Source organism: Nonomuraea sp. NPDC049419, from assembly GCF_040676995.1.
Lineage (GTDB): Bacteria > Actinomycetota > Actinomycetes > Streptosporangiales > Streptosporangiaceae > Nonomuraea > Nonomuraea salmonea.
This window is the reverse complement of record NZ_JBFAQB010000008.1, coordinates 200657-212646: the sequence shown is the minus strand read 5'-3', so window position 1 is coordinate 212646 and position 11990 is coordinate 200657. Positions and strand designations below refer to the sequence as shown.

The window sequence follows — 11990 nt, the reverse complement described above, 5'->3', positions numbered from 1 at the left end:
GGCGAGGTTACCCGTTGGAGCGGCCGGTCGCAGAAGCGGCCGGGCGGATGCCGCCGATGATGGCGAGAACGTCCTCGGCCAGGCCCCGGTTGTCGGTGAGGACGATCTCGGAGACGGCCGCGGCGAGCGCGCCGGTGATCACCACGACGAGGGCGCGGTCGTCCTCGAAGAGCGCGGCGTTGCGCTGCGCCCACGTACGGAGCCGGTCCCGCATGATGACGTCGAACCCGGGCGGCCCGTCACCGCGCAGGAACAACGCGGCCAGCTCGCGTTCCTCAAGGCACCCGTCGAGGTACGCGCGCGCGGCACGCACGAACACCCCCATGGGGTCGCTCTCACCGGCGGCGCGGGCCGCGCGGGCGGCCTCCTTCGTGCGCTGGGTCTGCCGGGCCTGGAACTCCTCCCACAGCGTGAGGTAGAGGTCGGCCTTGCCGGAGAAGTGGTGGTAGAGGCTGCCGACGCTGGCCTCGGCCCGAGCGACCACGTCGGTGACGCCGGCCTCGGCGAACCCCTTGGAGATGAAGACCTCGCGGGCGGCGGCGAGCAGTGAGCTGCGGGTGGCCGCGCCGCGCTCGGACGTACGCGGCTGGGTGACGACGGCCCCGTCGCTGCTCGCGCCGGCGGGAACGTCGCCGTTGACGTCGCTGTCCACTTCGCTCATCAGGGATCTCCTCCACGGCGGGGGCCACGCACCATGTTGGAGGCGCGATCCCCGGCGCGCACAGCGTATGGCACAAAATCCACGCACCATTTGCAGATTATCCCCCTCCGACCGGGAATAGACCGGCAACTACGATCGAGGGAGACGTCCCACGAGGAGGCCAGCCATCATGTCCGACCAGACTTCCGTGCCGCCGGCGCTCGCCACCAGCGAGCACGCCCCTGATCGCAACCTGGCGCTGGAACTCGTCCGTGTCACGGAGGCGGCCGCGATGGCGGCGGCCCGGTGGGTCGGCCGCGGCGACAAGAACGGCGCGGACGGCGCCGCCGTCAACGCCATGCGCCAGCTCATCAGCACGGTCTCCATGAACGGCGTGGTCGTCATCGGCGAGGGCGAGAAGGACCACGCGCCGATGCTCTACAACGGCGAGCAGGTGGGCGACGGCAGCGGCCCCGACTGCGACGTGGCGGTCGACCCGATCGACGGCACCCGGCTGACCGCGCTCGGCATGCCCGACGCGGTGTCGGTGATCGCGGTGAGCGAGCGCGGCTCGATGTACGACCCGTCGGCCGTCTTCTACATGGAGAAGCTGGTCACCGGCCCCGAGGCGGCCGACGTGGTGGACATCGAGGCCCCGGTCGCGGTCAACATCGACGCGGTGGCGAGGGCCAAGCACTGCTCGCCCTCCGACGTGACCGTGGTCGTGCTCGACCGGCCGCGCCACGAGCGGCTGGTCAAGGAGATCAGGGAGACGGGCGCGCGGATCAAGTTCATCACCGACGGCGACGTGGCCGGCGCGATCATGGCGGCCCGCCAGGGCACCGGCATCGACCTGATGCTGGGCATCGGCGGCACGCCCGAGGGCATCGTGGCGGCGTGCGCGCTCAAGTGCCTGGGCGGCGTCATCCAGGGCAAGCTGTGGCCGCGCGACGACGCCGAGCGCTCCCGCGCCGTGGACGCGGGTCACGACCTGAGCCAGGTGCTCACCACGAACGACCTGGTGAAGTCCGACGACGTGTTCTTCGCGGCGACGGGCATCACGCAGGGCGAGCTGATGCAGGGCGTACGGTTCCGCGCCGGCTCGGCGGTCACGCAGTCACTGGTGATGCGCGGGCGGTCGGGCACGATCAGGAAGATCGAGAGCGAGCACCAGCTCTGGAAGCTGCGGGCGTACAGCGCGATCAACTTCGACACCGCCGGCTGAGCCGGCAATCAGGCGCCGCCGGCTGAGCCGGCAAGCAGGCACCGCCGGCTGATCTTCGAGACGAGAGGTCAGCGGCGGCGCTTGCGGCGCGGTGGCTCCTTGACCTTGACCTCGCCCGCGAAGTTCGTGGTGCGCACCTCGACGACCGGCGCGTCCGGCTCGGTGGGCTGTTTGGTCAGGCGGACGGTCTTGTCCTTCGCCACCCTGATCACCTCGAGCCCCTCGGGCACGTGGATCTCCAGGCCGCCGAAGACGAGGGTGGCGTTGATGATGATCCGGCGGTTCTGCAGGATGGCGTCGCGGAAGTCGAGTTTGGTGGTGCCGAACATGGCGGTCACGCCCAGCTCGGCGGGCACCACCCAGCGCCCGCCGCGCTTCTCCTGCTTGAAGATCGCGGAGACGGGCCGTCCGTCGAGGTTGAGCGGCTGCTGGTCGGGCGGCAGCAGGTCGGTGGTGAGCTCGGCCAGCTCGCCGAGCGTGCGGGCGGAGTAGAGCACGCCGAGCCGCTCTTCGAGCTCGTCGAGCATGAGCCGGCCGTCGGCGTGGGCGTCCTGGAGCACCTGGGCGATGCGTTCGCGGTCGGCGTCGGAGGCGCGCAGCTCGTGCGGCTGCGGCACGTCGCCCGATGGCTGCGGCCGGCGGGCGGAGACCCACTCCTCGGCCAGCCGCTCCCCGACTTCCTGCAGCTTCGGCAACCACGAGCCCGCGCGTTCGTTCACATCTCCGACGATATCCGGCGGTCGGCGGATTCGCTCGCCCCTGGAGGTGAGGTGTCCGAGGACCCCGGCGAACGGCGGCGTGCCGCGCGTGTCCTGTTTTCTCCGCCGATGACGCGGAATCCAGGCGTCCGTACGGCCGTTGATCCGCTTAAAGGGAGGCGTACGTGCATCGACCGGCGCGGTGGGGACTCGGCGCGGCAGGCGCCGGCATAGCGGTGATCATCGGCTTGGAGATCTCCAGCCTGGACGAGATGGATCCGTTCCGCCGGACCATCAGCGAGCACGGGCTGGGGCCCGGCGGCTGGGTCTTCGGCCTCGGGGTGGGCTTATTGGCGGCGGGGTCGCTCGCCATCGGCGTGTCGCTGGCCAGGAAGAAGCTGGCCGGGGTGCTCGGCACGATCGCGCTGATGGGGTGGAGCCTGGGGTTGTTCGTGACGGCCTGGTTCGAGAAGCACGACTGGTCGGTGGGGCCGAGCATGAGCGGCAGCATCCACCGGGTGGGCAGCTTCGTGGCCTTCCTCAGCCTGCCGCTGGCCGCGCTGCTGATCGCCAGGCCGTGGCACCGGCAGCGGTCGCGGGCGACCTTGGTGGCGTTCGGGTTCGGGGTGTGCTCGCTGCTGTGGGTGGCGGGCATCGGCACGATGATGTTCATCGCGTCCGCCGAGGGGCTGCCGTGGTATCGCGTCATGCCGTTGGGGCTGGTGGAGCGGGGTTTGGCCGTGACGGAGGTGGCGGCGCTGCTGGCGCTGGGGGTGTGGGCGGCGGCAGGGCGGATCGACGTACGGGAGCGGGAGGAGCGGCCGGGCGGCGTGGCGGTGGAGAGCTCGACGTAAACGTGCCGATCTCGTGCTGGTGGTGGGCCGGGGCAGCCGCTAACCTGACTCCGCCTCACGTTTGACTCCCCCCACCAGGAGGCCGCCGTGCCGTCCTCACGTGATCGCCAGGCCCGCATCGCCACGTACGTCGTCTACGGCGTCCAGGGCCTGTCCTTCGCCTCGCTGCTCATCCAGGTCGCGAACCTGCAGTCCAAGCACGGCCTCGACGAGGGCAGCCTGACGTTGCTGCTGCTCATCGTGCCCGTGTTCGCGGGCGCGGGCAGCGTGGCGGCCGGAGCGTTCGCCGCCCGCTGGGGCAGCAGGCTGCTGCTGCGCGTCGCGCAGCCGGCCGTGGCCGCCGCCGTTGTGCTGGCCGGGCTCGCCCCGAACGTGCCGCTGCTGGTGCCGGTGCTGCTGCTGTTCGGGGTGGCCGTGGGCGCGGTGGACGCGGGCATGAACATGCAGGGCGTGGCGGTCGAGCGCCGGTACGGCATACAGGTGCTCAACGGCTTCCACTGCGTGTGGAGCGTGCTCAGCATGCTCGGCGCGCTGTGGGCGTCGGCGGCGGCCGACCTGCCGCTGCCGGTCGTCATGGGCGCGCCCATGGTGTTCGCGCTGGCCGGCTCGCTCTACGCGGGGCGGCACCTGTGCGGGCCCGCCGAGGAGAAGGTGGAGACGCCCGCGGAGACGGTCGCCGGCCGCTTCCCCTGGCGGCCGATCATCCCGCTCTGCCTGGCCATGGGCTTCCTGTACGTCGGCGACGCGGCCGTCTCCAACTTCAACACCGTGTTCATGAAGGATGTGCTGGCGGCCGGCCCCCGGGTGATCCCGCTGGCCTACGTCGCCTACCAGGCGACCACGCTGGCCGTCCGCCTCGCCGGCGACCTGGCCGTGCGCCGCTACGGGCCCGCCGCCATCGTCAGGATCGGCGGGGTGATCGCCACGATCGGGTTCCTCGGCGTCGTGCTGGCGCCGAACCAGCCGCTCGGCATCGTCGCGTTCGGCCTGACCGGGGTGGGGCTGTCGGTGGTGGCGCCGCAGTCGTTCTCGGCGGCCGGGCGGCTCGACCCGGCGGGCACCGGCGTCGCCATCGCCCGGGTGAACCTCTTCAACTACGTCGGGTTCATCGTGGGCGCGGCGCTCGTGGGCGGGATCGCGGACGCCGTGGACATGCGGGTGGCGTTCGCCGCGCCGCTGGTGCTGGCGGCGGCGATCATCGCCCTGGCGCCCGGCTTCGAACCCAAGCGCACCCCGGCCACCACCTGACCGGCCTCATCAGCGTCAGCGGCGGACCTCCGCCACCTCCACCGGGCGGCCTTCGCGGAGCGAGAGGTCGGCGGCCTCGGCGACGTACAGGGCCTCCAGGGCGTCCTCGATCGAGCACGGGCTGCGGTCGCCGGTGAGGAAGGCGTCGATCTCGGCGCGGTAGGCGGCCTCGAAGCGGGTGACGAAGTCGGGCCACGGCTCGGCGCCGCTCGCGGGCTGCTCGGCCGAGTGCAGCGGGGCGCGCGGGCCGAGGCCCACGGCCTGCGTGCGCCGGGTGCCGGCCAGCTCCATGCGGACGTCGTACCCGCCGCCGTTGTAGCGCGAGCCCTGCAGCGTGGCGAGCGTGCCGTCGTCGAGGGTGAGCAGCGCGGCGCTGTTGTCCACGTCGCCGGCCTCGGCGAAGAAGGCGGCGCCGCGGTTGGCGCCGCGCGCGTACACCGACGCCACCTCCCGGCCGGTGACCCAGCGCAGGATGTCGAAGTCGTGGATGTGGCAGTCGCGGAAGATCCCGCCCGACATCGGCAGGTACTCGGCGGGCGGCGGCGCCGGATCGGCCGTCACCATGTGGACGCGGTGCAGCTCCCCCAGCTCACCGGCGCGCAACGCCGCGGCGGCGGCCACGTAGCCGGGGTCGAACCGCCGCTGGAATCCGATCTGCACCCGATTGTCCCCGCGCGCCTCCAGCACCTTGACGGTCTCGGCGACCGTGCCCGCCACCGGTTTCTCGCAGAAGGCCGGGATGCCCCGCTCGCAGGCCACGACGATCAGCTCGGCGTGGGTGCCGGTCGGCGTGGCGATGACGACGGCGTCCGCCTCGAAGGGGTCGCCCGGCCTGCCGTACGGGGACGTGCGCACGGGGTCGGCCACGATCAGCTCGTCCACCAGCGGGTGCGCGGCGAGGGTGGCGGCGTGGAAGGCGCCGATCCGGCCCAGACCCAGCAATCCCACCCGCATGACGCCTCCCTGCTTCTGGAATCAGATTCTCTTTCTAGGCACGCCTGCCCCCTCCAGTCAAGATTTGTCCAGACATTCTGACCTTCAAGCCTCGTACGGCCTCCTCCGCCTTGTGCACGGGCAGCCGGGCGAACCCCATGACCACGGCAGGCGGCCCCGCGGACTCCCGCATCGGACCGACCGGCTCGACCGACAGGCCCAGCTCCTGGGCGGCCCGCACCGTACGCGGCTCGTCCCACCCGGCGGGCAGCTCCAGGTAGACGTGCAGCCCGGCCTCGATGCCGCGCACCCGTACGGCGGGCAGCTCCGCGGCCAGCGCGCCCACCAGCGCGTCACGGCGGCGGCGGTACTCCCTGCGCATCCGCCGCAGGTGCCGGTCGTAGCCGCCGGTCCGCAGGAAGTGCGCGAGCGCGTGCTGCTCGATGACCGGCGAGCCGAGGTCCAGCTCGCCGCGCGCCCTGCGGATGCCCTCGGCCAGGTCGGGCGGCGCCGCCACCCAGCCGAGACGCAGGCCGGGCGCGAGCGCCTTGCTCACGCTGCCGCACAGGATCACCCGGTCGGGTGCGAGCCCCTGCAGGCAGCCGACGGGGTCGCGGTCGAAGCGGAACTCGGCGTCGTAGTCGTCCTCGATGATCAGCCGGTGCCCCGCGTACGCCCACTCCATGAGCGCCGCCCTGCGCCGCGGCGAGAGCACCACCCCGGTCGGGAACTGGTGCGCCGGCGTCACCAGCGCCGCGTCACCGCCGATGCGCCGCACGTCGAGGCCCTCCTCGTCCACCGGCACCGGCACGACGTGCGCGCCCGCCCGCCTGAGCAGCGGCACCTGCCGGTGGCTCGTCGGGTCCTCGACGGCCAGCCGCAGCGGGCGCTGGTCGGTGAGCACGTGCAGCGCCAGGCTCAGCCCCTGGGCGACGCCGCCCACGACGACGAGGTTCTCGGGGCGCACGTCGGCCGCCCTGACCCTCCTGAGGTAGCCGGCCAGCTCTTCCCGCAGCTCAGGCACGCCGCCGGGGTCCCCGTAATCGAGGGCGTCCGAGGGTACGGTGGTCAGCACGTGCCTGACGGCCGCCAGCCAGCGTTCACGGGGGAAGTGGCTGAGGTCGGGGGAAGTGGGGCGATGGCCATGGTAGGAGACGGTGCTCGGCGTCCTGCGCCGCACCTGTTGCGGCTTGGGCGGCGCGGCGGCGCGCTGCCGGGTGTTCTTCGGCGTCACCTGAGTGCCGACGCCCACCCTGGAGACCAGGAAGCCCTCGGCCACCAGCTGCTCGTACGCCTCCACCACCACGCCCCTGGAGACCTGCAGGTCGGTGGCGAGGTCGCGGGTGGCGGGCAGGCGGGTGCCAGGCGCGAGCCGCCCGCCGCGGATGGACTCGCGCAGCTCCGACGCGATCTGCCCGGCGATGCCTCCCTTCCCGCGGTCTATCCGGATATGGAGGTCGGCCATATTGGTCCTGTCTTCCAGCGGCAGATTGGACTGTTTTCCCGAACCATTGTCTCCCTAGCATCCTTCGCATGATGAGAAACGGCATCCTGGGCGCCGCCGCGGCCATGTTCCTGGTGGGGACCCTGGCCGGAGTCGCGGGACTGATCGGCGCTTACCCCATATACGGCGGACAGGCCGTCAGGTATCTCGTCGCGGCGGTCGTTCTGCTCGTCATCACGCGGGTGCTCGGCCTGCGGTTCGTCAGGATGACCGGCCGCGAGGTGCTCTGCCTGGCCGGGCTCGCGCTGCTCGGGCTGGTGTTCTTCAACGTCTGCGTCATCGAGTCCACCCGCGCCTCCGGCCCCGCCCTGGTCGGCACCGTGCTCGGCACCGTGCCGCTGGCGCTCGCGCTGGCCGGCGGCCGGCCGGCGCCCCGGCTGCTGCTCGGCGCCGCCGTCGTGGTGACCGGCGCGACGCTGGCCACCGGGCTCGGCAGCGGCACCACCGAGAGCCTGCTGTGGGCGCTCGGCGCGCTCGTCGGCGAGATCAGCTTCTCGCTGCTGGCCATCCCGCTGCTGCCCCGGCTCGGCGCGATCAGGGTCTCGGCGTACTCGACGACGCTGGCCGTGCCCATGCTGGCGCTGGTCGGCTGGGTGAGCGAGGGCCCCGCGATGCTGCGGACGCCCACCCTGCCCGAGGCGCTCGGGCTCGGCTACCTCGCGATCGTGGTGACGGTGATCGCGTTCTTCCTGTGGTACCGCTCGCTGCCCAAGCTGGGCCCCGGCAGGGCCGGGCTGTTCGCCGGGCTCATCCCGGTGGCGGCGATCGTCACGGGCGCGGTGCTCGGCGTCGCCACGCCGTCCGCGTACGACCTGGTCGGGGCCGGACTGGTGGTCACCGGCATCATGGTGGGCCTCACCGCGGCGCGCACCGGCGGCCCCGAGCCCGCCGTCCGGCCGTCGGAGGCCTGAGCCGGTCCCTGGCCCGCTTCAAGGGCGCGTAATCTCTTGGAGCGACCGAAAGGATGGACATGGGCGAGTTCGACTACACCGACCTGCTTCCGCTTGGAGCCGACGACACCGAATACCGGCTGATCACTTCGGAGGGGGTGCGGAAGGTCGAAGCGGCCGGGCGTACGTTCCTCGAAGTGTCGCCGGAGGCGCTGCGCCTGCTGACCGAGGCGGCCGTCCACGACATCTCCCACTTCCTGCGCGCCTCGCACCTCGCCCAGCTCAGGAAGATCGTCGATGACCCCGAGTCCAGCGGCAACGACCGCTTCGTCGCCCTCGACCTGCTGAAGAACGCCTCCATCTCGGCCGGCGGCGTGCTGCCGATGTGCCAGGACACCGGCACCGCCATCGTCATGGGCAAGCGCGGCCGCCACGTGCTGACCGACGGGCGCGACGCCGAGCACATCTCGCGCGGCGTGTACGACGCCTACACCAAGCTCAACCTGCGCTATTCCCAGATGGCCCCGATCACCATGTGGGAGGAGAAGAACACCGGCAACAACCTGCCCGCCCAGGTCGAGCTCTACGCCGAGGACCCCCACGGCCACCCCGACGAGTACAAGCTGCTGTTCATGGCCAAGGGCGGCGGCTCGGCCAACAAGTCGTTCCTGTACCAGGAGACCAAGGCCGTGCTCAACGAGAAGCGCATGATGGCCTTCCTGGAAGAGAAGATCAGGTCGCTCGGCACGGCGGCCTGCCCGCCGTACCACCTGGCCGTCGTCGTGGGCGGCACCTCCGCCGAGTACGCGCTCAAGACCGCCAAATACGCCAGCGCCCGCTACCTCGACTCCATCCCCACCGAGGGCTCGCCGTCCGGCCACGGGTTCCGTGACCTGGAGATGGAGGCCAAGGTCTTCGAGCTGACCCAGAAGCTGGGCATCGGCGCGCAGTTCGGCGGCAAATACTTCTGCCACGACGTCCGCGTGATCCGCCTGCCCCGCCACGGCGCGTCCTGCCCGGTGGCCATCGCGGTCTCCTGCTCGGCCGACCGCCAGGCGCTCGCCAAGATCACGCCGGAGGGCGTCTTCCTGGAGCAGTTGGAGACCGACCCGGCCCGCTTCCTGCCCGACACCACCGACGAGCACCTCTCCGACGACGTCGTGCAGATCGACCTCAACCGGCCGATGCCCGAGATCCTGGCCGAGCTGTCGAAATACCCGGTCAAGACCCGCCTGTCGCTCACCGGCCCGCTGGTCGTGGCCCGCGACATCGCGCACGCCAAGATCGCGGAGCTGCTCGACAACGGCGGCGAGATGCCGCAATACCTCAAGGACCACGCGGTCTACTACGCCGGACCGGCCAAGACGCCGGAGGGCTACGCCTCCGGCTCGTTCGGCCCGACCACGGCCGGGCGCATGGACTCCTACGTCGAGCGCTTCCAGGCGGCCGGCGGCTCCATGGTGATGCTGGCCAAGGGCAACCGCTCGAAGCAGGTCACCGAGGCCTGCCAGAAGTACGGCGGCTTCTACCTGGGCTCGATCGGCGGCCCCGCGGCCCGGCTGGCACAAGACTGCATCAAGAAGGTCGAGGTGCTGGAATATCCGGAGCTCGGCATGGAGGCGGTGTGGAAGATCGAGGTCGTCGACTTCCCCGCGTTCATCGTCGTGGACGACAAGGGCGCCGACTTCTTTGATCAACGGCAACTTGACGGCGGAGCCACCTTCGTCGGCATCCCTACACGTTCGCCCAAGCTGTAGCACTCTTCCGTGGCGAACCCGAAGGCTCCAGATCACAGCCGTACAGCTTGGGTGCTGGGGCCTCGCATTGCACATGGTTGTCGTCAGCACAGGTGCTGACGTTGTGCTGCCCCAGAAGCTCGCCACTGGCCTCGGGTATGCGGCCGAGGAAGCTGCGAGGATTTCTTCACCGACAAGACGGGCCCCGTGCTGAGCATCGGCCGCCGCTGAGGCTCCTCATCGGACGGGTCACCGCCGCTGGGGCTCCTGTGCCCCGGCGGCGCGGCGGTCAGGAGCTCAGGCGGCCAGCGGCGCGCGGTGCGGGGCCACGACGGTGCCGTCGGGCAGCAGCAGGCCGGTGTCGTCGAACAGCACGACGCCGTTGCAGAGCAGGCTCCAACCCTGGTCGGGGTGGGAGGCGATCACGTGCGACCGCTCACGGTCGGGAGAGTCGGCACTCGGGCAAACGGGGTAGTGACTGCACATCGCGCACCTCTCAGATGGCGCTCCTGGTTGCTGGTCGGTCAGAAGGGCAGATGGCGCCCTGACGGAGTGCGGAGGTCGAGCGCCACCTTGACCGGCTTCCTCGGCCGGCGGCGCACCTGCGTCTGGCGCATCTTCCTCACATCCTTCGGCGGTCCGTCTTCGGTGGATAGGACTTCAGTCTGACGTCGGGAACCGACAGTTTCCGGTGAGTTCGCCTGGGCGCTTCGCCGGGTTTCTGTGCCTTCACCGTGCCCCCGTCCTCTTACGGCACCCTTTCAACTCGCTGACGGCACCCCCGTGGTTCCTGTCAGCCAGCCTGCCGTACTGCTGGTAGTCCCCTACCAGGCATCATGCACAACCAATCCGCCGAACGTTGTGCCGATCGACACATACGGCGTATGACCTGCGAAAACGCCCTGCCACTCCGGGCAGGGGTTGCGACGAACCGCAGGTGATCGCGTACGCTGGGCTACCGGAGACGGGTCGCGAGCACCGCGAGCACCCCGGCGCGCGGATGTGACCAGGGGGTTTGCTGACGTCACAAGTCATACGGGTTGACTTAAGTTCGCAACAATTAATCGGCCCTGCCTCTACTGGTCGGTTTACACAAATAGGTAAGCTGCCTGCCATGCGTGCGCCTTCCGGATACCTCCTCGCCGCGCGCTATCGGCTTCTTGAGCCGGTTGGTCGTGGCGGCATGGGCACCGTCTGGCGGGCGCATGACGAGCTGCTCGACCGTGACGTGGCGGTCAAGGAGGTGCGGCTGCCCACCGTTCTCGACGAGGAGCTGCGCGCCGAGCTGTGCGCGCGCACCGAGCGCGAGGGCCGGGCCACCGCGATGGTCGCGCACCCGTCCGTCATCACCGTCTTCGACGTCGTCACCGAGGACGACCGGCCGTGGATCGTGATGGAGCTGCTCCACGCGAGGTCCCTTGAGCAGCTCATCAAGGAAGAGGGACCGCTCCACCCCCGCAAAGTGGCCGAGATCGGCCGGCAGATCCTCGGCGCGCTGCGCGCCGTGCACGCGAAGGGCATCCTGCACCGCGACGTCAAGCCGAGCAACGTGCTGGTGACGGAGGACCGCGCGGTCCTGACCGACTTCGGCCTCGCCGCACTCGAAGGTGACGTCTCCATCACCCAGGCGGGCATCGTTCTGGGCTCCGCCGGATACATCGCTCCAGAGCGGGTGCTCGGCTCCAAGGCCAGCCCCGCCGGCGATCTGTGGTCGCTCGGCGCGACCCTCTACACCGCCGTCGAGGGCAGGGGCCTGAGCGGCAGGCGTACGGCCGCCGCCGCCCTGGCCGCGCTCACCAGCGGCGAGCCGATCCCCATGACCAAGGCGGGGCCGCTCGCGCCCGTGCTCGACGCGCTGCTCAGGATCGACCCCGCGACCAGGCTCGATTCGGTACGCGCCTCGCTCATGCTGGCCAGGGTGGCCGCGGGCGGCTCGGCGGAGGAGCCGCTGCCGCCGCGTAAAAGCCCCGGGAAAACCACAGGTAAAGCCACCGGCAGGGCCCCGGCGCCGATCCCGCAGCCCTCTTTCGTACGCCGGCCCTCGCACCGGGGGATGCACAGGGCCGACCCGCCCGCCGCGCCGTTCACCGTGCCCTCGCCCAGGCTCGAACGTAAATCCGGCGAAGGCGTCCACAGGAGGCGTGTCGAACAGCGGCCCACGCCGTCCGCTTATGCCCGATTCAAAGCGACGGTGATAAAGTTGTTCCTTCCTCGGCGGTTCTGGCCAAGAGAACTTCGCAAGCGAGGGTAAAGCACTTCCCA

Annotated in this window: 11 protein-coding genes; 6 read left to right on the top strand and 5 right to left on the bottom strand. The window is 70.9% G+C overall.

Annotated features, from left to right (window positions below):
• Positions 1–7 precede the first annotated feature (7 nt).
• Positions 8–652, bottom strand: coding sequence for a TetR/AcrR family transcriptional regulator (locus tag AB0K12_RS24680; protein ID WP_364565944.1), 645 nt, complete (start codon positions 650–652; stop codon positions 8–10).
• A 178-nt stretch (positions 653–830) separates the two neighbouring features.
• Between AB0K12_RS24680 and glpX the strand changes: the two genes are divergently transcribed.
• Complete coding sequence (glpX, locus tag AB0K12_RS24675; protein ID WP_345390048.1) at positions 831–1865, top strand: class II fructose-bisphosphatase; 1035 nt, start codon at positions 831–833, stop codon at positions 1863–1865.
• 68 nt (positions 1866–1933) lie between these two features.
• Here glpX and AB0K12_RS24670 read toward each other — a convergent pair whose 3' ends face one another.
• Positions 1934–2584: a DUF1707 domain-containing protein gene (locus tag AB0K12_RS24670; RefSeq protein ID WP_364565553.1), complete on the bottom strand. Its 651-nt coding sequence runs from the start codon at positions 2582–2584 to the stop codon at positions 1934–1936.
• 164 nt (positions 2585–2748) lie between these two features.
• Between AB0K12_RS24670 and AB0K12_RS24665 the strand changes: the two genes are divergently transcribed.
• Together AB0K12_RS24665 and AB0K12_RS24660 are read left to right on the top strand one after the other, a co-directional pair.
• On the top strand, positions 2749–3417 hold the full coding sequence (locus AB0K12_RS24665; RefSeq protein WP_364565551.1) for a DUF998 domain-containing protein: 669 nt from the start codon (positions 2749–2751) through the stop codon (positions 3415–3417).
• Between the two features lie 87 nt (positions 3418–3504).
• Positions 3505–4665, top strand: a complete 1161-nt coding sequence (locus AB0K12_RS24660) for an MFS transporter (RefSeq protein WP_364565548.1) — start codon at positions 3505–3507, stop codon at positions 4663–4665.
• Positions 4666–4680: 15 nt separating this feature from the next.
• Here AB0K12_RS24660 and AB0K12_RS24655 read toward each other — a convergent pair whose 3' ends face one another.
• Together AB0K12_RS24655 and AB0K12_RS24650 are read right to left on the bottom strand one after the other, a co-directional pair.
• Positions 4681–5619 carry a Gfo/Idh/MocA family oxidoreductase gene (locus tag AB0K12_RS24655; RefSeq protein WP_364565545.1) on the bottom strand — a complete coding sequence of 313 codons (939 nt, stop codon included), beginning with the start codon at positions 5617–5619 and terminating at the stop codon, positions 4681–4683.
• Positions 5620–5653: 34 nt separating this feature from the next.
• The gene (locus tag AB0K12_RS24650; protein ID WP_364565542.1) at positions 5654–7063 is read right to left on the bottom strand and encodes a PLP-dependent aminotransferase family protein; all 1410 of its coding nucleotides are present in this window, start codon (positions 7061–7063) and stop codon (positions 5654–5656) included.
• Between the two features lie 68 nt (positions 7064–7131).
• Here AB0K12_RS24650 and AB0K12_RS24645 point away from each other — a divergent pair, with 68 nt between their 5' ends.
• Positions 7132–8013, top strand: coding sequence for a DMT family transporter (locus AB0K12_RS24645; protein WP_364565539.1), 882 nt, complete (start codon positions 7132–7134; stop codon positions 8011–8013).
• A 59-nt stretch (positions 8014–8072) separates the two neighbouring features.
• On the top strand, positions 8073–9749 hold the full coding sequence (locus AB0K12_RS24640) for a fumarate hydratase (protein ID WP_364565536.1): 1677 nt from the start codon (positions 8073–8075) through the stop codon (positions 9747–9749).
• 276 nt (positions 9750–10025) lie between these two features.
• Here AB0K12_RS24640 and AB0K12_RS24635 read toward each other — a convergent pair whose 3' ends face one another.
• The gene (locus AB0K12_RS24635; RefSeq protein WP_345390070.1) at positions 10026–10214 is read right to left on the bottom strand and encodes a DUF5999 family protein; all 189 of its coding nucleotides are present in this window, start codon (positions 10212–10214) and stop codon (positions 10026–10028) included.
• A gap of 628 nt (positions 10215–10842) precedes the next feature.
• Here AB0K12_RS24635 and AB0K12_RS24630 point away from each other — a divergent pair.
• Positions 10843–11979, top strand: coding sequence for a serine/threonine-protein kinase (locus AB0K12_RS24630; RefSeq protein WP_364565533.1), 1137 nt, complete (start codon positions 10843–10845; stop codon positions 11977–11979).
• Positions 11980–11990 lie beyond the last annotated feature (11 nt).

Bases quoted from the DNA above. Each gene is read 5' to 3' on its own strand.
- glpX (WP_345390048.1), top strand. From the start codon at position 831: ATGTCCGACCAGACTTCCGTGCCGCCGGCGCTCGCCACCAGCGAGCAC.
- AB0K12_RS24655 (WP_364565545.1), bottom strand. From the start codon at position 5,619: ATGCGGGTGGGATTGCTGGGTCTGGGCCGGATCGGCGCCTTCCACGCC.
- AB0K12_RS24650 (WP_364565542.1), bottom strand. From the start codon at position 7,063: ATGGCCGACCTCCATATCCGGATAGACCGCGGGAAGGGAGGCATCGCC.
- AB0K12_RS24645 (WP_364565539.1), top strand. From the start codon at position 7,132: ATGATGAGAAACGGCATCCTGGGCGCCGCCGCGGCCATGTTCCTGGTG.
- AB0K12_RS24640 (WP_364565536.1), top strand. From the start codon at position 8,073: ATGGGCGAGTTCGACTACACCGACCTGCTTCCGCTTGGAGCCGACGAC.
- AB0K12_RS24635 (WP_345390070.1), bottom strand. From the start codon at position 10,214: ATGTGCAGTCACTACCCCGTTTGCCCGAGTGCCGACTCTCCCGACCGT.
- AB0K12_RS24630 (WP_364565533.1), top strand. From the start codon at position 10,843: ATGCGTGCGCCTTCCGGATACCTCCTCGCCGCGCGCTATCGGCTTCTT.